20 protein-coding genes are annotated in these 18,915 nt (G+C 72.6%); 3 read left to right on the top strand and 17 right to left on the bottom strand.

The window, feature by feature from the left end; all coding sequences use genetic code 11:
* Positions 1–83: 83 nt before the first annotated feature.
* From cds1 to BLU27_RS10390, 7 genes are all read right to left on the bottom strand, one after another.
* A complete protein-coding gene (gene cds1, locus BLU27_RS10420; protein WP_479683694.1) occupies positions 84–1,298 on the bottom strand; it encodes a PLP-dependent cysteine synthase family protein in 1,215 nt (404 codons plus the stop codon).
* A 9-nt stretch (positions 1,299–1,307) separates the two neighbouring features.
* Positions 1,308–1,913, bottom strand: coding sequence for a hypothetical protein (locus BLU27_RS10415; RefSeq protein WP_197681768.1), 606 nt, complete (start codon positions 1,911–1,913; stop codon positions 1,308–1,310).
* 59 nt (positions 1,914–1,972) lie between these two features.
* On the bottom strand, positions 1,973–2,500 hold the full coding sequence (locus tag BLU27_RS30090; protein ID WP_277869305.1) for a TetR/AcrR family transcriptional regulator: 528 nt from the start codon (positions 2,498–2,500) through the stop codon (positions 1,973–1,975).
* 74 nt (positions 2,501–2,574) lie between these two features.
* A complete protein-coding gene (locus BLU27_RS10405; RefSeq protein WP_092652780.1) occupies positions 2,575–2,898 on the bottom strand; it encodes a DMT family transporter in 324 nt (107 codons plus the stop codon).
* A gap of 123 nt (positions 2,899–3,021) precedes the next feature.
* On the bottom strand, positions 3,022–3,276 hold the full coding sequence (locus BLU27_RS10400; protein WP_092652778.1) for a DUF4229 domain-containing protein: 255 nt from the start codon (positions 3,274–3,276) through the stop codon (positions 3,022–3,024).
* A 17-nt stretch (positions 3,277–3,293) separates the two neighbouring features.
* On the bottom strand, positions 3,294–4,256 hold the full coding sequence (locus BLU27_RS10395; protein WP_092652776.1) for a threonine ammonia-lyase: 963 nt from the start codon (positions 4,254–4,256) through the stop codon (positions 3,294–3,296).
* 9 nt (positions 4,257–4,265) lie between these two features.
* Complete coding sequence (locus tag BLU27_RS10390; protein WP_092652774.1) at positions 4,266–4,814, bottom strand: Lrp/AsnC family transcriptional regulator; 549 nt, start codon at positions 4,812–4,814, stop codon at positions 4,266–4,268.
* A gap of 117 nt (positions 4,815–4,931) precedes the next feature.
* Here BLU27_RS10390 and BLU27_RS10385 point away from each other — a divergent pair, with 117 nt between their 5' ends.
* From BLU27_RS10385 to BLU27_RS10375, 3 genes are all read left to right on the top strand, one after another.
* Positions 4,932–5,117: a hypothetical protein gene (locus tag BLU27_RS10385; protein ID WP_092652772.1), complete on the top strand. Its 186-nt coding sequence runs from the start codon at positions 4,932–4,934 to the stop codon at positions 5,115–5,117.
* Between the two features lie 218 nt (positions 5,118–5,335).
* Positions 5,336–5,725, top strand: a complete 390-nt coding sequence (locus tag BLU27_RS10380; protein WP_157728392.1) for a PLD nuclease N-terminal domain-containing protein — start codon at positions 5,336–5,338, stop codon at positions 5,723–5,725.
* A 50-nt stretch (positions 5,726–5,775) separates the two neighbouring features.
* Complete coding sequence (locus BLU27_RS10375) at positions 5,776–7,089, top strand: hypothetical protein (protein WP_092652770.1); 1,314 nt, start codon at positions 5,776–5,778, stop codon at positions 7,087–7,089.
* Here the strand turns inward: BLU27_RS10375 and BLU27_RS10370 are convergent.
* The 10 genes from BLU27_RS10370 to hemC form a co-directional block, all read right to left on the bottom strand.
* Positions 7,071–8,075: a hypothetical protein gene (locus tag BLU27_RS10370; protein WP_092652768.1), complete on the bottom strand. Its 1,005-nt coding sequence runs from the start codon at positions 8,073–8,075 to the stop codon at positions 7,071–7,073. The two genes, BLU27_RS10375 and BLU27_RS10370, sit on opposite strands and share 19 nt — an antisense overlap.
* A gap of 95 nt (positions 8,076–8,170) precedes the next feature.
* Entirely contained in the window at positions 8,171–9,202 is a 1,032-nt protein-coding gene (ccsB, locus tag BLU27_RS10365) for a c-type cytochrome biogenesis protein CcsB (RefSeq protein WP_241827902.1), read from the bottom strand.
* A complete protein-coding gene (resB, locus tag BLU27_RS10360; RefSeq protein ID WP_092652766.1) occupies positions 9,199–10,956 on the bottom strand; it encodes a cytochrome c biogenesis protein ResB in 1,758 nt (585 codons plus the stop codon). Before resB ends, ccsB begins: the two co-directional genes overlap by 4 nt.
* Positions 10,957–10,959: 3 nt before the next feature.
* Positions 10,960–11,706 carry a cytochrome c biogenesis CcdA family protein gene (locus tag BLU27_RS10355; protein ID WP_197681900.1) on the bottom strand — a complete coding sequence of 249 codons (747 nt, stop codon included), beginning with the start codon at positions 11,704–11,706 and terminating at the stop codon, positions 10,960–10,962.
* Positions 11,707–11,801: 95 nt separating this feature from the next.
* A complete protein-coding gene (locus tag BLU27_RS10350) occupies positions 11,802–12,449 on the bottom strand; it encodes a TlpA disulfide reductase family protein (protein WP_092652764.1) in 648 nt (215 codons plus the stop codon).
* 25 nt (positions 12,450–12,474) lie between these two features.
* The gene (locus BLU27_RS10345; protein WP_092652762.1) at positions 12,475–13,131 is read right to left on the bottom strand and encodes a histidine phosphatase family protein; all 657 of its coding nucleotides are present in this window, start codon (positions 13,129–13,131) and stop codon (positions 12,475–12,477) included.
* Entirely contained in the window at positions 13,128–14,531 is a 1,404-nt protein-coding gene (gene hemL / locus BLU27_RS10340) for a glutamate-1-semialdehyde 2,1-aminomutase (protein WP_092652760.1), read from the bottom strand. Before hemL ends, BLU27_RS10345 begins: the two co-directional genes overlap by 4 nt.
* A 736-nt stretch (positions 14,532–15,267) precedes the next feature.
* On the bottom strand, positions 15,268–16,242 hold the full coding sequence (gene hemB, locus BLU27_RS10335) for a porphobilinogen synthase (RefSeq protein ID WP_092652758.1): 975 nt from the start codon (positions 16,240–16,242) through the stop codon (positions 15,268–15,270).
* A gap of 110 nt (positions 16,243–16,352) precedes the next feature.
* Entirely contained in the window at positions 16,353–17,960 is a 1,608-nt protein-coding gene (locus BLU27_RS10330; protein WP_092652756.1) for a bifunctional uroporphyrinogen-III C-methyltransferase/uroporphyrinogen-III synthase, read from the bottom strand.
* Positions 17,957–18,901, bottom strand: coding sequence for a hydroxymethylbilane synthase (gene hemC, locus BLU27_RS10325; protein WP_092652754.1), 945 nt, complete (start codon positions 18,899–18,901; stop codon positions 17,957–17,959). Before hemC ends, BLU27_RS10330 begins: the two co-directional genes overlap by 4 nt.
* Positions 18,902–18,915: the final 14 nt, after the last annotated feature.

Raw genomic sequence — 18,915 nt, 5'->3', positions numbered from 1 at the left:
CTGCCCGCTACCCAGGTGCACCGCCCGGAAACTCCGGCGCCACCGACGCAGGAGTCGCCGCGTAGCCGACCGTCGAACTGTGGCTACCGACCGTCGTCGGATTCGAGTGTTCCCGTGGAGGTGAACGCCGCCAGCCGGCGGGCGTACGGCACGAGGTCGAGCCCCTGCGCGGCCACCCAGGCGTCGTCGTAGTAGGTGTGGACGTACCGGTCGCCGCCGTCGCAGATCAGCGTCACCACGCTCCCCCGCTCGCCGGCCGCCCGCATCCGACCGACCAGGGTGAGCGCGCCCCACAGGTTGGTGCCGGTGGATCCGCCGGCGCGCTGGCCGGTCACCCCGAGCAGGTGCCGCATCGCCGCCACCGACGCCGCGTCCGGCACCCGGAGCATGGTGTCGACGACGCTCGGGACGAACGAGGGTTCGACCCGCGGCCGGCCGATGCCCTCGATCCGGGAGCCGACCGCGGTCACCCCGGCGTCCCCGCGCGACCAGCCCTCGAAGAACGCCGAGCCGTCCGGGTCCACGACGCACAGCCTGGTCCCGTGCCGTCGGTAGCGGAGGTACCGGCCGATGGTCGCGCTGGTACCGCCCGTTCCGGCGCCGACCACGACCCACCGTGGCACCGGATGACGTTCCAGCCGCAACTGCTCGAAGATGCTCTCGGCGATGTTGTTGTTGCCCCGCCAGTCGGTGGCGCGTTCGGCGTAGGTGAACTGGTCCATGAAGTGGCCGCCGGTCTCCTCGGCCAGCCGGTGCGACTCCGCGTAGATCCCGCGCGGGTCGTCGACCAGGTGACAGCGGCCGCCGTAGAACTCGATCAGCGCGATCTTCTCCGGGCTGGTGCACGCCGGCATCACCGCCACGAACGACAGCCCGAGCAGGCGCGCGAAGTACGCCTCGCTGACCGCGGTGGAGCCGCTTGACGCCTCGATCACCGGCGTGTCCGGGCCGAGCCACCCGCTGGTCAGCGCGTACAGGAACAGCGACCGTGCCAGCCGGTGCTTGAGGCTGCCGGTGGGGTGCACCGACTCGTCCTTGAGGTAGAGGTCGATGCCCCACTCGGCCGGCAGCGGGAACACGTGCAGGTGGGTGTCGGCGCTGCGGTTGGCGTCGGCCTCCACCCGGCGGACCGCCTCGGCCACCCAGTCGCGGTCGGGCATCCGCCGGCCCGGGGCGGGCAGGGTGGGCAGGTCGGACGGCGCTGGCAGGCCGGACGGCGCTGGCAGGCCGGACGGCGCTGGCAGGCCGGACGGCGCTGGCAGGTCGGACGGCGCTGGCAGGTCGGAGGGCGCGGACATGGCGGCACCCTAGCTCCGGCTCTGGAGAGCTCCGGGCGCCGACACCTTGCCAGCACGCGCTTGTCGCTGCCATACGACCCAGAAGACGCACGTCGACACCGCGGCCCATCCGGCCAGGACCACGAACGGCAGGCCGTGCGAATGGCCCGGGAAGTAGACCTCGGTGTGGGCGAACGTGCCCAGGAGCGCACAGCCGACGGTGAACCCGATGCGCACGCCGGGATCGAGGCCGCGCGCGTGCACGTTGAGCTGGATCGCGCCGACGAAGCCGACGATGACGGCCGCCAGCGTCACGTCCACGGTCACCCGCCGCCCCCGCTGCAGGTCGAGGATCGCGAAGGCCGTCTGCTCCTCGACCGCCTCCCTGGCTCGTGCGTAGGTGGCGGCGGGGTGGGGCACCAGCGCGCCGTCCAGAGCCTGGTCCATGCCGGCCACGAAGGCGCGGCGCAGCGTCCCTTCCCAGCCGACCACGGCGACCGGAACCTCTCGCGGAGTGGGATTTGCGAACGCATAGGTGTACGACCACGCGAAGAAGCCGGCGCCCGCGGAGATGAGAACCACCAGAACCGTCGCCGTGAGGAAGGGGAAGCTCTGGTTTCCCTCCGCCGTGGCCACGATGCTAGGTCAACTGACGGTGACCAACCGGGAACTCCGCGCCTGTACGACCGGGGCGGTCACTGCTCGCCCAGGAGTTGGGCGAGCAGGTCGGTGGCGACCTCGCGGGCGTCGCCGCGGCCCTCCGACAGCGCGCTGACCGCGGCGCCGTCGACGAGCGCGAGGACCACGTCGGCACCCGCCCGGCCGGCCCAGCCGGTGCGGGCGAGCAGGTCGTCGATCACTTCCAGGAACGCCGGCCGCATTCCCCGCAGCACCGCGGCGACGGCGGGATACCGGGCGGCGGCGAGCAGTTGCTCGTACTGCGCGAGGACCGCGGGCCGCCCGGCCGGCAGCACCGCGCGGGCCAGCCCGTGGGCAGCCTCGCGTTCGCTGTAGCTGCCCTCCGGCACGGAGGCGGCGGAGCGGGCGGCCCGGCGTACCCAGCGCTGCGCGAGGGCACCGGCCGCGGCGGCCCGCAGGTCGTCCAGTGAGGCGAAGTAGTACGTCGTGGAACCGAGGGGTACGCCGGCCCGGCGGGCCACCGCGCGGTGGCTCACCGCGTCCACCCCGGCGTCCTCGAGCAGGTCGGCGGCCGCGGCGACCAGGGCGTCCCGGCGCCGCTGGCCGCGCTCCTGCCTCGGCTCCCGTCTCGGCTGCTGCCGGGGCGCCGGCCGGCCGGTCAGTGTCCCGCTCCGGACAGGTTGAGGCCGACCACGCCGGCGATGATCAGCACCAGCGAGACGAGCTTCAGGACGGACACGCCGTCACCCAGGAACACCATGCCGATCACGGCGGTCACCGAGGCCCCGATGCCCGTCCAGGCCGCGTACGCCGACCCGACCGGGATCTGCTTCATCGCCCAGGCGAGCCCGGCCAGGCTGGCAAGCGCGCACACGGCGAACACCACCGACGGCACCAGCCGGGTGAAGCCGTTGGACAGCTTCAGCGAAACCGCCCAGCCCGCTTCGAGAAGCCCCGATCCGATCAGCACCAGCCACGCCATCTCACACTCTCCCCGGGCAGGACGAAAACCTGTACGACCGTACAACTTAACCTGTACGAGAGTACACGTTCATGGGGCGGCGAGGACTACCGGCGGACCAGCACGAATCGACCGGCCACCCGGTCAGCTTTCGGCGTCCTCCCGGCGGGTGGACGCTTCCAGGCGGCCGCGCGCGGACCGCCAGCCGGAGGACAGCGCCGCGCCGGCCTCGACACCGCGCTGGCGCAGCAGCAACCAGGACAGACCGGACGTGAAGAGCACCGCGGGCAGGGCGATCAGCCACCCCGACACGTGGGCGCCGAACAGGACGTACAGCACTCCGAAGCACGCCAGGAAGATGACGAGCCGGAGCAGCGTGTAGACGAGGAAAGTACGCACGACGTTGGCAGCGTACGTCAGGAGCCGAGCAGCTTGACCAGCAGGTCCGGCTCGATGTTGCCGCCGGACACCACCGCGACGACCGGGCCGGCGGGCAGGTCGCCCGCGTGGCTGAGGTAGGCCGCCGTGGTCACCGCGCCGCCCGGCTCGGCCACCAGCCGTGACCGGGTGGCCAGCACCCGCACCGCCTCGGCGATGGCGTCCTCGGTGACGGTGAGCACGCCGTCCACGCGTTCGTGCAGGTGCGCCCAGGTGAGCTCGCCGAGCCCGGTCCGCAGGGAGTCGGCCATCGTGCGGTAGGTCTGCTCGACCGGCCACACCCGGCGTTCGCCGAGGCGCATGCTCTCCGCGGCGTCGCCGGCCAGCTCCGGCTCACAGCCGAGCACCGTGACGTTGGGCCGCAGCGCCTTGATCGCGGTCGCCACCCCGGACAGCAGGCCGCCGCCACCGACCGGCACCAGGACGGTCGCCACGTCGGGCAGGTCGGCGAGGATCTCCAGGCCGATCGTGCCCTGACCGGCGATCACGTCGGGATGCTCGTACGGCGGGACATAGGCGTAGTCGTGCTCCGCGACCAACTCGGCGGTGCGCGACTCCCGCTCGGCGGCCGGAACCATCACCACCTCGGCCCCGAGGGCACGGGTCGCCGCGACCTTCACCTCGGGTGCGGTCTCCGGCATCACCACCGTCACCGGCGCGGCGTACTCCCGGCCGGCCAGCGCGACCGCCTGGGCGTGGTTGCCGGAGGAGTGCGTGACGATTCCGCGCGCCCGCTCCTGCTCGGTCAGCGCGCCGACCGCGTTGAGCGCGCCCCGGACCTTGAACGCCCCGATGACCTGGAGGTTCTCCGGCTTCAGCCACAACGGCCGGTCGGCCTCGCCCCACGACGTCGCCACCAGCGGGGTGCGCAGCACCTGGTCGGCGATCCGGGTGGCAGCGGTGCGTATGTCGTCCAGCGTCACCAGTGCGATCTCGGCCATGGCGAAACGCTACCCGGCGTCGCCGTCGTCTCCGGCCTCCCCGCCACCCGTGGCGTCCCCGTCCGCCGTGTGCGTGGTCTCCGCTGCACCCGCGGCATCCGCACCGTCGGGCAGCCCGGACATCGGCAGCCTGCCCTCCCACTTCGTGGACAGGACGAGAGTGGTCCGGGTGCGGCTGATTCCCTCGACCCTGAGCAGCCGGCCCAGCAACTCCTCCAGCGCGTCGACGTCGGCGACCCGCACCTTGACGACGTAGGACTCCTCACCGGCGACGAACCAGCAGTCCTCGATCTCCGGCACGCCGACCAGCCGCTCCACCACCGCGTTCTGGTCGGCGTTGTCGGACAGCAGCAGGCCGATCAGCGAGGTCACGGTGAGGCCCACCGCGCCCGGGCGGACCAGAGCGCGGTAGCCGGTGAGCACGCCGCGTTCCTCCAGCCGGCGTACGCGCTCCTGGACGCTCGGACCGGACAGCCCGACGAGCCGGCCGAGTTCGGCGTACGACGCGCGGGCGTTCTCCCGCAGGGCGGCGACCAGGCGGCCGTCCAGCTCGTCCATCGAAATCCTCCGCGCCTTGGCGATCGACACGTAATTTATTGGCGTTTCCCGGCCGCAACCTTAGAATCATCGACGTACGCCTCGATACAGCAACGATCCAAGGGGCACAACCACCAAATGTTCATCGGTTCCCCGGAGTTCCCGACGCTCCGTCAGCTTCCGCACCTCGGCACCACCTCGCTCGCGACCTCCCGTCGCGTCCCCACACCCTCGCAGGGTTCGCTTACGGCCGACCTGCAGGCCTCCGCGACGGCCGGCCGCATGGGCCACCGGTTCCGCCGCTTCGTCCGCTGGTCGCGCTGAAGCAGGCTCACTGATCCGGCAGGCCGACCCGATCGCGCTGACCCGATCGCGCTGGCCTGATCGCGCTGGCCCGATCGCGCTGGCCTGATCGCGCTGGGCCGGCCGCGGCGGACCGGGCCCGCACCGAACCAGTCGCCTCGAGGACCACGGGCCTCCAGCCTCCCGGACGGCTACCCTCGGGGATAACTTCGCCCCACAGCCGTCCGGGAGGGGGTTCGGTGCTCCGCGTACTACCCGTCCTCATCGCCCTCGTCCTGCTCGTCTACTGCCTGGTCGACCTCGCGCAGAGCCGATCCGACAGGATTCGGGCGCTGCCCCGATGGGCGTGGGCGCTCGTCATCACGTTTCTGCCGTACGCCGGACCGCTCGGCTGGCTGACGTTCGGCCGGCCCGTCGAGGGCGGCACGTCCGGCCGGCCCGCGCTCCGGCCCGGCCAGCCGCTGGCGCCTGACGACGACCCCGAGTTCCTCGCCCGGCTCGCCCGGATGCGGCAGAAGTCCGAGGACGACCGGCTGCGCCAGTGGCAGGCCGACCTCGAACGCCGCGAACGCGAACTCGGCCGCGACGAGGGCGAGGGGCCCGGCCCCACCGGGAGCGCTCGCGCCTGAGGCGGCAAAATCCGCTACCGCGGGCGGCTCACGGGGCCTACCCTGCGGCGATGATCCCGCCGTCGTCGAAGACAGCGCCCGACGAGCCCGCGCCCGACTCCCCCGCGGCCGCCGAGGCGGACCAGGCCGAGACGTCCCTCGGCGACCACCTGCCGGCTGGTGTCGCGGCCCGCGCGGCCACTCTGCTGAGCGACCACCTCGGATCACCTGTCCGCGTGACGGGGTACGAGCCGCTTCGCGTGGACGGGCATGCGCACGTCGCCCGGCTGGTCGTCGCCGGCGCGCCGTTCCCTTCAGCCGTGGTGAAGGTGGCGCATCGGGGCGACGACGGCGAGTTCGACCGGACCTCGACCGACTTCTGGAGCCCGGCCAACCGGCTGTGGAACGAGTGGTCCGGGCTGGAGTTCCTGTCCTCCGTTCCGGTGAAGGGCGGAACCCCCACCTTCTACGGGGGAGACGCCGAACTCGGCTTCATCCTGATCGAGGACCTCGGCCCCGACCGCAGCCTCGCCGACATCCTGGTGCGCGAGAGTGCCGAGCCGGCCCGGACCGGGATGGCCGGTTACGTGGACGCCCTCGCCCGGGTCCACCTGGCCAGCTTCGGCCGGGACGAGGAGTACGCCCGGCTGCGCGCGCGGTTCGGCACACCCGCGCCCGGTGACAGCATCGGGCAGGACGTACGCACCAAGCTCGTCCCCGCGCTGGCCGACCTCGACGCAGGCCCCTGCGCTGGCCTCGGCACCCACCCCGGTCTCGCCGCCGCCGTCGACGACGCCGCCCTTGCCGCGGTCGACTGGATCGAGGAGACGCTGGCGGCGCCGTCCTGGCAGGCGTACAGCCCGAACGACTGCTGCCCCGACAACAACCACGTCGGCGAGGACGGCACGGTGCGGTTGTTCGACCTGGAGTTCGGCAGCTTCCGGCACGCGCTCCTCGACCTCGCCTACGTGCGCACCGTCATGCCCACCTGCTGGTGTGTACGCCGGTTGCCGGACGGGCTGCCGGACGTGCTCGTGGACCGCTACCGGCGGCGGCTCGCCGAGGCGGGCCGGGACGTGAGCGGCAGCGACTTCGACACCGCGCTCGACGCCTGCCAGGCGTACTGGGCGCTGCAGGTGCTTTCCTGGCTGCTTCCCCGAGCCGCCACGGCCGAGGGCGCCGACCGGCGGAGGTTCGACGCGTGGGCGTTCGACCTGCCCTCACACCGCGAGCTCTGCGTACTCCGGTTGGACAACCTGGCCGACGCCGCCCGCCGTCAACCCAGCCTTGCGGCACTGGGTGACCTCGCGGGCACACTGCGGGCGGCCACCCGGCGCGCCTGGCCGGGGGTCGGGCTGCTGCCGATCTACCCCGCGTTCTCCTGATCGTCGTTCCCCTGATCGCGACGTGCCCGGGCAGCACCGCCGGGGACGCCCGGCAGGTCGACCCGCCCGTTCGCGGCCAGCACCCGCAGCGTGCGGACGGTGACGATCCCGCGCCACTCCAGGTCGGAGAGCTCCGAGAACGGCGCCCAGTCGACCGTCCAGCCGCCGTCGGCGCGCTGCCCGGCCGCCAGCAGGGAGAGGTCGCGGTCGACCGCGCGCGGGTCGAACAGCGCGCGGGACGCGGCGTCCGGTAGCGGGCTGAGGTCGGTGGTGGTCTGCCGTTCACCCTCCGCGCCGCCGGCGACCGCGAGGTCCCCGCCCGCGGGCACGTGCGGTCGGATCGTCGATTCCAGCACCGCGCGGGCCCGCTCGCGGTCGGGCACGGCATCGAGGAACTCCACGACGTAACGGAGTTCGATGGCGTGCGCAGGGCGGTAGCCGTCTGTGAGCCGGCTCCAGCAGTAGCCGGTCGCCCGGCGCAACCAGGGATGGGCGGCCGGACCGGAACCCACGCCGCCACTCACGTCGGACTTCGAGCCGGCTCCCGCGATCCGGTGCGCGCCGGCGGCGACCGCGGCGGTCAGATGCAGGGAAGAACCGGGATCGGGTTCGGGCGTCCACTGGGGTGCGTACGCCGCGTCCGCCGCGCTGGGCAGAACGAACGGCACGCCGCCGTCGGAGCGGGTCACCGAGTCCAGCCAGTCCATCGTCTGTGCCACCAGGCCGGGCTCCACGATCGCGCCAGCTGTCGTCGCCAGTTCGCCCAGCACCTCGAACGCGCCCAGTGCGCCGACCGGCTGGCTGCTCGCCGAGCGCAGGTCGGGTTCGAGCCCCGAGCCGAACCCGCCGTCGGGGTTGCGGTAGGCCATCAGGGCGGTCACCACCTGCGCGGGCGTGGCCTGCCCGGTCAGGAGGCCGAACCGGCGGCGTTCGAGCAGCCGGGCGTGGGTGGCGACGAAGTCGTTCGCGGCGGACAGATCAACCATGGGACAAGCCTGCCCGCGACTCACCGGCGGGCCTTGTACGGATCGGACGTGCCGACGGATCATCGCGCGCGGATCGGGGGCCGGACCTGCCTGACCTACATGGCGTAGGAGTGCAGGCCGGAGATGAAGAAGTTGACGCCGACCAGGTTGAACACCAGCGCGGCGTAGGACACCAGCGCGATCCCCGACACCTTGGTCCGCCACCCGGCCGTCGACCGTGCGTGCAGGTAGGCGGCGTAGCAGACCCAGGTGATGAACATCCAGGTCTCCTTGGGGTCCCAGCCCCAGTAGCGGCCCCAGGCCGCCGCCGCCCACACCGCTCCGGCGATCAGGGCGAACGTCCAGATCGGGAACGCGAACGCGTTCAGCCGGTACGCCACCCGGTCGATGGCCTGCGCGGACGGAAGCTGGGCGAGGTAGCCGCCGGGGGTACGGCGACCCTCGGCCACCCGGCGTTCGTAGCGGGCCTTGAAGATCTGCAGGGCGCTGGCAACGGCGCCCAGGGTGAAGATGCCGGTGGCCAGGCAGGCGGCGGAGACGTGGATGACCAGCCAGTAGGACTGCAGGGCGGGGATCAGGCCGGTCACCGGGATGTAGAGCACCGAGATGGCCACCGTGAGCAGGACCAGGACGAACCCGGTCAGCGGCAGCCCGAGGAAGTTCGTGCGCAGCTTCCGAAGCGACACGAGGTAGACGACCATGATCACGAAGCTGCCGGTGATCGAGAACTCGTACAGGTTGCTCCACGGCACCCGGCCGGCCGCGAATCCCCGGCACAGCACACCCGCGCCGAGCAGGCCGGTGGACAGGATCGTCAGCGCCACACCGATCCGGGCGAACAGGTCGGCCCGGTCGACGCCTCCGCCGTCCGGCGCCTGCTCGCGTTCCAGCACGGCCACCCCGCCACCGGACTCACCCGCGCCGGAGTCGTCGGCGGACGACTGCGCTGCCGCCGTGGACGCGCCGCTTGTCTCGCCACGCACAGCCGCTGACTGTTCCGCCCGGCCGGAGGTACGGCGTTCGCGGCGGAACGCCCACTCGGCCGCGTGCGCCAGCATCGCCAGCGCGATGACCGCCGTCGAGGCGTAGACGAAGTTGTCCGACAAGCTCGCGAGCAACGAACTCACGGTGATTCCTCCCCGGCCGGGGCCGCACGACCGGGAAGGTCCGCGGCGATTCTGTCGATCTCGACGGCGAGGTCGCGCGTCTCACCGTCGTCGGCGCCGGCCGGGCCGGACCGCCCCTCCCGCTCGGCGCGGTCTCCCTCGTCGGGTGCCGCCCGGGCCACGCCCGGTGCGCGGGAGCTGAGCCGTTCGCCCTTGTCCATGCCGGCGATCGCGACCACGGTACGCCCGTCGTCTGTGCCGACTCGCACCCATACCCGGCGGCGACGTACTACAAGGGATAGTAGCAACCCGGCCAGTGCTAGCACCGCGCCCACCAGCGCCACCGGCGCACCTGGATTGCTGCTGATCTGGAGGTTGACCCAGCGGGTGTAGCCGTCGAAGCGGATGCTGCCCCCGCCGGGCAGTGAGGCGGTCTGCCCGGGCTCCAGCGACTTGCGCCAGGGGCCGTCCCCGCCCTCGAGCTGGGTCAGCCGGGTCTTGTCCAGGCTGTACACCGACTGCGGCACACCCTCGTCGAGGCCGAGGTTGCCGGTGTACCCGGTGAGGAACACCATCGGCCGCAGCGCGTCCGGGAACGCCGAGATCGGGCCGCGCTGCTGGTCGATCATCCCCGTCGGCAGGAAGAAGCCCTCGAACCCGAACTGCTTGGGCCGGGCGTCGGGCACCTTCACCACGCCGGTGGAGGAGAAGTTAGCGTCCTGTGGCAGGAACGGCACCGGCCCGGAGAACGCCACCTTTCCGGTGCCGTCGCGGACGGTGAACCGTGGCGCGTACCCGTGGCCGCTCAGGTGGATCTGCGTACCGTCCACGTGCAGGGGGTGGTTGATCCGCAGGTGGTAGTCGCGGATGGTGGCACCCGGGCGCGGGGCGTACGCCAGCGCCGCGTCGAACGATCGTGGCGAACCGCTCTCCTCGCCGTTGGTGGCGAACTTCACCCTGAAGCTCTTCACGGTGAACGAGAACGGCGCCAGCCGGCTCTCCTTGAACAACCCGCCGCTCTGGTAGCCGTCGTACTGCGTCACGGTGTTGGCGAAGCCGTTGCCGACGACGACCAGCACGGTGCCGCGGAACCCGAACAGGCTGCCGATGGCCACGCCGACCAGCACCACGACGATCGCCATGTGGAAGAGGAGGTTGCCGACCTCGCGCAGGTAGCCGCGTTCGGCGGACAGTGACGAGCCGGCCGAGCCGGCCGAGCCGGCGGACCCGGAAGACCCCGAAGACCCGGGCGATCCGACGGGCGCCTCATCGGCCACCACGCGGTACCGCGCCGCGCGCAGGCGCTCCCGGGCGGCAGCGAGCACCTGGTCGGGCGGGGTGTCGGTGGTCCAGGACCGATGCACCGACAGCCGCTCCAGGCGGCGCGGCGCGACCGGCGGCCGGGACCGGATCAGCCGCCAGTGGGCGAGCGTGCGCGGCAGGATGCAGCCGAGCAGGGACACCAGCAACAGCAGGTAGATCGCGCCGAACCACGGCGAGCCGAACACATCGAACAGCCCGAACCGTTCGTACCACCGGGACAGCCCGGGGTTGTTGCGGACGAACTCCGCCACGGTCACCGGGTTGATCCGGCGCTGCGGGATGAGCGTGCCGGGGATGGACGCCACCGCCAGCAGGAACAACAGGATGAGGGCGGTACGCATCGACGTCAGCTGCCGCCACACCCAGCGGGCCAGCTCCCGTGGGCCGAGCGGCGGCGCGTCCTTGGCCGCCGGCGCCTGGCGCTCGCGCTCGCGTTCCTGCGTCGAAGCCATCCGTCACACCACCGTCAGGAAGTTGCTCGCCCACTGCCGCAGCGGGCCGATCACGGCGTCCCAGGCCCCGGTGACCATGGCCAGGCCGACCAGGATCAGCAGCGCGCCGCCGGCCCGGGTCACCCACACGTGGTGGCGGCGCACCCAGGACAGCCCGCCCAGCACCCTCCGGAAGCCGAGCGCCACGAGGACGAACGGCACACCGAGACCGAGCGCGTACGCGAGCATCAGCAGCGAGCCGCGCCCGGCGGTCCCCTCGTTGACCGCGAGCGTCGCCGCCACGCCGAGCGTCGGGCCGACGCACGGCGTCCAGCCCAGGCCGAACAGCACGCCGAGCAGCGGCGCCGCAGCCAGCCCGACCGCCGGCACCTTGTGCACCCGTACGTCGCGTTGCAGCCAGGGCACGAGTCCGACGAACGCCAAGCCGAGCAGGATCGCCACCACGCCCAGGATCCGGGTGAGCAAGCCGGCGTTGACAGCGAGGAAGTTGCCCACCACGCCGAACACCGCGCCGATGGAGACGAACACCGCCGCGAAGCCGAGTACGAACAACAGCGCGCCGGCCAGCATCCGGCCGCGCCGTGCCGATGCCAGGTCGGCGCCGGTGAGCCCGGTGACGTAGGACAGGTAGCCCGGCACCAGCGGCAGCACGCACGGGGACAGGAAGGACACCAGGCCGGCCAGCGCCGCGATCGGGATCGCCAGCATCAGCGAGCCGTTCAGCGCCGTACGCGCGAAGCCGTCGCCCACGGAGGTCGCGGTGGCCGCCGCGGACGCCGCGGACGCCAGCAGCGAGGCGTTCGGCGAGGCTCCCGCGGAGTGGGTCGCGGCCAGGGCGAGCCAGCTCACCGCAGCCCCGTCACGTCGGTGGTGAGTTGCTCGAGGGTGCGCCGGCTGACGTTGCCGAGCACCCGCGCGGCGACCCGGCCCTGCTTGTCGATCACCAGCGTCGAAGGGATCGCGCTCGGCGGCAGCGTCGCCCGGAAACCCAGCAGCTGTTCGCCGTTCGGGTCGTAGATGCTCGGGTACGGCACGTCGAAGGTACGCACGAACGCCTGGGCCGGTTGGCGGGAGACGTCCCGGGTGTTGATGCCGAGGAACTCCACGCCCTTGGCCCGCAGGGCGCGGGCGGCGGCGGCCAGGTCGGGCGCCTCCTTGCGGCAGGGCGCGCACCAGGAGCCCCAGACGTTCAGCACGACGACCTTGCCGCGGTAGTCGGCGAGTGCGACCCGCTTGCCGTCCAGTGTGGTCCCGGCGACCGCCGGGGCCCGGCGGCGTTCGTCGGGCGGCATCGTGGTGACGGTGCCGCTGCCGGAGACGAACCTCGTGGTGGCGTTGGTCGAACGCGAACCGTCGCCGCCCTCGCCTCCGCCGCCGGAGCCGTCACCAGAACAACCGGCGAGTCCGGCCACGCCCAGCAGGGCGAGCGTCGCCACCGCGGCGAGCGCGCGCGACCGCGCGCCCCGCGGGTGCCTCGGTGACCTGGAACCCATACCGCCGTTCATCCTCAGCTGACGTTCACGCCCCGGCGACGAACTTCTTGCCCGCCAGACCGCCCGGCAGCAGGTCCGCCGCCGGCTCGGAGTAGTCCACGGACACGATCCGGCCGTCCTCGTAGGTGAACGTCGTCAGGCTGGCAAGCGTGCATTGACGCTTGCGCGGGTCGTGCCACAGGCGGCGGCCCTCGACGTAGGACCGCACCGTCCAGATCGGCAGCTGGTGGGAGACGAGCAGCGCCTCCGCACCCTCCGCGGCGGTCCGCGCATCGGCCATCGCCGCAAGCATCCGCACCACGATCGCGCGGTAGGGCTCGCCCCACGACGGCCGGAAGGGGTTGCGCAGGTGCTTCCACGAGTCCGGCCGGCGCAGCGAACCGTCGCCCACCCCGAACGTCAGCCCCTCGAACAGGTTGCCCGCCTCGATCAGGCGTTCGTCGGTGCTGATCGGCAGGCCCAGCTTGTCGGCCATCGGCTGGGCCGTCTCCTGCGCGCGCTCCAGCGGGGAGGCGACCAGGTGGGTGATCGGCCGGGACGCGACGGTCTCGGCGACGCGCTCGGCCATCTCCCGCCCGAGCTCGGACAGGTGGTAGCCGGGGAGCCGGCCGTAGAGAACCTTCTGCGGGTTGTCGACCTCGCCGTGGCGCAGCAGATGGACGAGGGTGCGGCTTCGGCTCACGAACGCTCCTGCTGAGTCGGGTCGGCTGTCGGGGCTGCTGGCTGGGCTGCTGGCCTTCCTGGGGCCGGATCGGGTTCGGCCGCAGCGGCTGCCCTGGCCGCGGCCGGCAGGGCGGAGGCGATGCGGTCCAGCGCCTCCTCGTCGTGCGCGGCGCTGACGAACCACACCTCGAACGCGCTCGGCGGCAGGTGCACCCCGCCGTCGAGCATCGCGTGGAAGAACGCCCGGAACCGGTGCTGCGCCTGCGAGCGGGCGTCGTCGAAGTTGCGGACCCGCGGCACCTCGGTGGGGTCTACGAAGAAGATGCTGAAGAGGTTCCCGGCGAACTGCGGCAGGTGGGGTACGCCCTCCTTGGTCAGCGCCTCGCTGACCAGTCCGGCGATGGTGGCCGCCGTCTTGTCCAGGTGTGCGTAGACCTGCGCGTCGGCCAGGCGCAGCGTGGTGAGCCCGGCCGTGGTGGCGACGGGGTTACCCGCCAGCGTGCCGGCCTGGTAGACGGGGCCGGCCGGGGACAGCCGCTCCATGTGGGCCGCCTTCCCGCCGAACGCCGCGGCCGGGAAGCCGCCACCCATCACCTTGCCGAACGTCACGAGGTCGGCGGCCACGCCGTCGATGCCGTACCAACCGGAACGGCTCACCCGGAAGCCCGTCATCACCTCGTCCGAGATGAACAACGCCCCGTGCTCGTGCGCGGTCCGCGCCAGGAACTCGTTGAACCCGTCCTCGGGTGGTACCGCTCCCATGTTGCCCGGCGCGGCCTCGGTGATGATCGCCGCGATCTCCTCGCCGTACCTCGCGAAGACCTCGCTCACCGCCGCACGGTCGTTGTACGGAACGACCAGGGTGTCGCCGGCCTGCGCACCGGTCACGCCCGGGGAGTCCGGGTGCCCGAACGTCGCCACCCCCGACCCCGCGGAGGCCAGCAGCGCGTCGACGTGACCGTGGTAACACCCGGCGAACTTCACCAGCTTCGCCCGGCCGGTGACGCCCCGGGCCAGCCGGATCGCCGACATGGTGGCCTCGGTGCCGGACGAGACGAATCTCACCTGCTCGATCGGCGTACGGGCGACGATCTCCTCGGCCAGCTCCACCTCCGGGCGGGTGGGCGTGCCGTAGGACGTGCCCGCCGACACCGCGCGGGTGGCCGCGGCCACCACCTCCGGGTGGGCGTGGCCGAGGATCATCGGGCCCCACGAGCCGATCAGGTCGACGTACTCGTTGCCGTCGGCGTCCAGGAGGTACGGCCCGCGCGCGGAGGTGACGAACCTCGGCGTACCGCCCACGGCGTGGAACGCCCGGACCGGTGAGTTGACGCCACCGGGAGTGACGACACGGGCACGTTCGAACAACGCCTGGGAGGCGGCACTTCCGTGCGTTGCGGGGTTTCGCGGCTCGGTCACCGCGTCATTGTCCCTCGCCGGGCTGGGCTCGCCCGCAGGGGCGGGGGGTCGGCCGATCGGCGAGGGGACGGGCCGGCCCGCGGCGTTGCGCGACGAACGGAATCCCACGGGTCGAAACTCGCGAAGCCGGGCGTAACTTCCGGCCCGCCCCGTCGTTGATGGAGTCGTCGATGGAGACGGCACGGTGTCAAGGCTTCAAAGACCCAGGGTGGGGACGTAAGGTGAGGCGTGAGCCGGGGAGGTCGAGACCACACGGGGGCCCGTTGACGGGCCGGTTCACCTGCGCGGGCGAGCGCCGGAGTCGGGACCGTCGGGGCGGGGTCGCGGGCAGCCGACACGGTGCGCCGTTCGACGAGTCCCCGATGTGCTCACCATCCATGACGGCCCCGCCCACTGACGCTCCCGATACACCGAACGGCCAACGACCTGGCCCCTGAACAGGACAGCCACAAGACAGACCACAGACTGTTCCGCGAGCCCGCAGCCGCGACGTGCGCGACCCGCGCACCCGGGCTCCCCAAGCCGGCTCGGCGCCCTCACCCCCCCGGGCGCGCCGAGCCTCCTCGGCCGCCGCGGTGCCCGGTTACCTCCCCCCCGACCGGGCGCCGTGGCGGCCCCTCCATTTCCACCTGACCCTCCGGCGGTGCGGCAAACGTGGGCCCCGCGCATGACGAGGCCCGCCGTCCGGAATCGGACAGCGGGCCGCACGAGTGGTTTCGGCGGGACCAGGGGCGGGTCAGCGCAGCCGGCGCGCCGCCTCCACCGCCCAGTACGTCAGCACGATGTCGGCGCCGGCCCTGCGGATCGACGTGAGGACCTCGAGAATCGCGCGCTCGCGGTCGATCCAGCCCTGGGCGGCGGCCGCCTCGACCATGGAGTACTCACCGGACACGTTGTACGCGGCGACCGGAACGTCCACCGCGTCCCGCACCCGGCGGACCACGTCGAGGTAGCCCAGCGCGGGTTTGACGAGCACCATGTCGGCGCCCTCGGCGACGTCGAGCGCGACCTCCCGCATCGACTCGGTGGCGTTGGCGGGGTCCTGCTGGTACGTACTGCGGTCGCCCTCCAGACTGGACTGAACGGCGTCGCGGAAGGGGCCGAAGAACGCCGAGGCGTACTTCGCGGAGTAGGCCATCGCACTCACGTCGGTGTGGCCGGCCCGGTCCAGGGCAGCGCGGATCGCCCCGATCTGACCGTCCATCATGCCGCTCGGCCCGACCACCTGGACCCCGGCGTCGGCCTGGGCGACGGCCATGTCGGCGTACCTCGCCAGCGTGGCGTCGTTGTCCACCCGGCCGTCGGGGGTGAGGACGCCGCAGTGCCCGTGGTCGGTGAACTCGTCCAGGCAGAGGTCGGCCATCACCACGCTCGCGTCACCGACCTCCGCGGCGACCTCGCGGATCGCGACGTTGAGGATGCCGTTCGGGTCGGTCGCCCCGGACCCCACCGCGTCCTTGGCCTGCGGCACCGCGAACAGCATCAGCCCGCCGACACCGGCCTCGACGGCCTCGACGGCCGCCTTGCGCAGGGAGTCCAGGGTGTGTTGCACCACACCCGGCATGGACGGGATCGGGACTGGTTCGGCCGCGCCCTCCAGGACGAAGATCGGCAGCACCAGCGAGCGCGGCGGCACCTCGGTCTCGGCGACCAGCCGGCGCATCGCGGGCGTCGTACGAAGGCGCCTGGGGCGCATCTCCGGATAACCCATGCCGTCCAGCCTAACCAGGACGTGCGAAGGGGCCCGCCGGCACGGCGGACCCCTTCGCAGGTAGCACTGTTGGGCGCGTTCGTCCCGGTTGCTCCGGGCTCGTTTCCGGCCTACTTGGTGGTTGCCCGGCGCCGGGCACCCGCCTTGCGTTCGGACGGCTTGGTCACCGGGTCGCCGGCCTCGATCTGGGCCGCGCGCCGCGCCTCGCCGAAGTCGGCGAGCGCCTCCGCCAGCGCCTCGATCGACGGCTGCGGCGGCTGAACGTCGACCCGCAGGCCGTGTTCCTCCGCCGTCGTCGCGGTCTGCGCGCCGATGGCGGCGATCACGGTGGTGGCGTGCGGCTTGCCGGCGATGCCGACGAGGTTGCGCACCGTCGAACTGGAGGTGAAGGCCACCGCGTCGAACCTGCCGGTCTTGATCGCCTCCCGGATCGGGGCGGGCGGCGGCGCGGCGCGCACCGTGCGGTACGCCGTCACGTCGTCGACCTCCCAGCCGAGCTCGACAAGTCCGGCCACCAGCGTCTCGGTGGCGATGTCGGCACGGGGAAGGAACACCCGGTTGATCGGGTCCAGCACCCGGTCGTAGGGCGGCCAGTCCTCCACCAGACCCCGCGCGGAGTGCTCACCGGAGGGCACCAGGTCGGGCTTGATGCCCCAGGACTGGATCGCCTCGGCGGTCTTCTCCCCCACCGCGGCGATCTTCAGGCCGGCGAACGCCCGTGCGTCCAGGCCGTACTCCTCGAACTTCTCCCGCACCGCGCGCACCGCGTTGACCGAGGTGAACGCCACCCACTGGTAGCGGCCGGTGACCAGCCCGGTGATGGCCCGGTCCAGCTGCTGGGGGTTTCGCGGCGGCTCCACGGAGATGGTCGGGACCTCCTCGGGCACCGCGCCGTACTGCCGGAGCAGCTTGGACAGCACGCCCGCCTGCTCCTTGGTCCGCGGGACCAGGATCCGCCAGCCGAAGAGCGGCTTGGTCTCGAACCACGACAGCTTGTCGCGATGCGCGACGGCCGAGCCGACGACGAAGACGAACGGACCGGCGAGCCGGGACGACTTCACCTCGGCCGCGATCGTCTCCAGCGTCCCGGCAACGGTGCGCTGGTCGGTGGTGGTGCCGGCGGTGGTCGCGGCCACCGGCGTCGAAGGCTCCCGGCCGGCCTTGACCAGGAACGCGGCGATGTCCTTCAGGCCCTCGGTGACGTTGGTGAGCACCAGGGTCGCCGAGCCCTCGGCGAACGTCTCCCACGCCGGCTCGCCGCCGCTCAGGTCGACGATGCGGGTCTCACGCACCTTGGTACCTGTCAGCGGGATCCCCGCGTAGGCGGGCACCGCGGTCGCCACCGGCAGACCGGGCGTCACCTCGAACGGCACGTGGTGCCGGACGAACGCGGCGACGTGCTCGGCGGCGTTGCCGTCGAGGAACGGGTCGCCGTGGTACAGGCGTACGACGTGCTTGCCGTCCTTCCCGTGCTTGGCGAGTACTCGGCCGGCCTCGGCCGCGGTCACGGCGTCCTCGGTCAGCTCCAGCCGCTCGACGTCCTCGCGGACGTGAGTGCTGAGCACGACCTCGAAGGCCGCAAGCTCACCGGCGATGACGTCCGCACGGCCCAGGAGCTCCTTCGCCCTGGCAGTGACGAGCGCGGGGTCGCCGGGGCCGACCCCGACGAAGGAGACCGAGCCCTGGAGTTTCTTAGTGGTCTTTGTCTTGGCGGTCACGTGACGCGTTCCTCGATCAAACGGCTGGCGCCCTCGGCGAGCAGGGCGGCCGCCAGCTGACGGCCGATCTCCTCCGCATCGCCTAGAGGCCCCGAGGTGGACAGACGGACGCTTGCGGAGCCGTCGACGGCGGCCACGACGGCATGGAGGGAAAGGTCGTCTCCCTCCACTCCGCCGGTGGTCTCGGCGAAGGCTCCCATGGGTGCGCTGCAGCCGGCCCCGATTCCGGCGAGTACGGCGCGTTCGGCGGTCACCGCCGCCCTGGTGCGGGATTCGTCAAGCCCGGCGAGGGCGCGCACCACGTCCTCGTCGGAGTTCCGGCACTCGATCCCCAGCGCGCCCTGGCCGGGGGCCGGGACGAACGCGGTGGGATCGAAGGTGTCGGTGATCTCGTCCTGCCGCCCCAGTCGGGTGAGGCCGGCGCGGGCGAGAACGACGGCGTCGAGCTCACCGTCGCGTACTTTCCTGATCCGGGTGTCGACGTTCCCCCGGATCTCGACCAGCTCGAGGTCGTACTCTCGGAGCAGCCGGAGCTGGGCCAGCCGTCGCGGTGAGCCGGTGCCCACCCGAGCACCCGCGGGCAGGTCCGCCAGGCGCAACCCGTCGCGGGCGACCAGGGCGTCGCGGGGATCCTCGCGCGGGGGCACGGCGGCGAGGACGATGCCGTCGACGTTCTGGGTCGGCAGGTCCTTCAGCGAGTGCACCGCGACGTCGATCTCCTTGCGGAGCAGGGCCTCGCGCAGGGCGCCGGTGAAGACGCCCTGGCCACCGATCGACGCAAGCGGCGCGCGGTTGCGGTCGCCCTCGGTGGTCACCTCGACCAGCTCGCACCGGTGGCCGGCCCGCTCCAGCGCGGCGGCGACCTGGCGGGCCTGGGTGAGCGCGAGGGCGCTGCGACGGGTGCCGACGCGGAACGCCGTCCCGGAGATCCCTGGTGTCATGGGTGTCACGGGTG

The organism is Actinopolymorpha singaporensis (assembly GCF_900104745.1).
Lineage (GTDB): Bacteria > Actinomycetota > Actinomycetes > Propionibacteriales > Actinopolymorphaceae > Actinopolymorpha > Actinopolymorpha singaporensis.
This window is presented reverse-complemented; position numbering and strand designations above follow the sequence as displayed.

What these genes read in the sequence shown, in the direction of transcription:
- BLU27_RS10405 (WP_092652780.1), bottom strand. Translation starts at nt 2,898, where the DNA reads ATGGCGTGGCTGGTGCTGATCGGATCGGGGCTTCTCGAAGCGGGCTGG.
- hemB (WP_092652758.1), bottom strand. Translation starts at nt 16,242, where the DNA reads ATGGGTTATCCGGAGATGCGCCCCAGGCGCCTTCGTACGACGCCCGCG.
- hemC (WP_092652754.1), bottom strand. Translation starts at nt 18,901, where the DNA reads ATGACACCAGGGATCTCCGGGACGGCGTTCCGCGTCGGCACCCGTCGC.
- BLU27_RS10385 (WP_092652772.1), top strand. Translation starts at nt 4,932, where the DNA reads ATGTTCATCGGTTCCCCGGAGTTCCCGACGCTCCGTCAGCTTCCGCAC.
- BLU27_RS10375 (WP_092652770.1), top strand. Translation starts at nt 5,776, where the DNA reads ATGATCCCGCCGTCGTCGAAGACAGCGCCCGACGAGCCCGCGCCCGAC.
- cds1 (WP_479683694.1), bottom strand. Translation starts at nt 1,298, where the DNA reads ATGTCCGCGCCCTCCGACCTGCCAGCGCCGTCCGACCTGCCAGCGCCG.
- BLU27_RS10395 (WP_092652776.1), bottom strand. Translation starts at nt 4,256, where the DNA reads ATGGCCGAGATCGCACTGGTGACGCTGGACGACATACGCACCGCTGCC.
- BLU27_RS10350 (WP_092652764.1), bottom strand. Translation starts at nt 12,449, where the DNA reads ATGGGTTCCAGGTCACCGAGGCACCCGCGGGGCGCGCGGTCGCGCGCG.
- BLU27_RS10390 (WP_092652774.1), bottom strand. Translation starts at nt 4,814, where the DNA reads ATGGACGAGCTGGACGGCCGCCTGGTCGCCGCCCTGCGGGAGAACGCC.
- resB (WP_092652766.1), bottom strand. Translation starts at nt 10,956, where the DNA reads ATGGCTTCGACGCAGGAACGCGAGCGCGAGCGCCAGGCGCCGGCGGCC.
- BLU27_RS10370 (WP_092652768.1), bottom strand. Translation starts at nt 8,075, where the DNA reads ATGGTTGATCTGTCCGCCGCGAACGACTTCGTCGCCACCCACGCCCGG.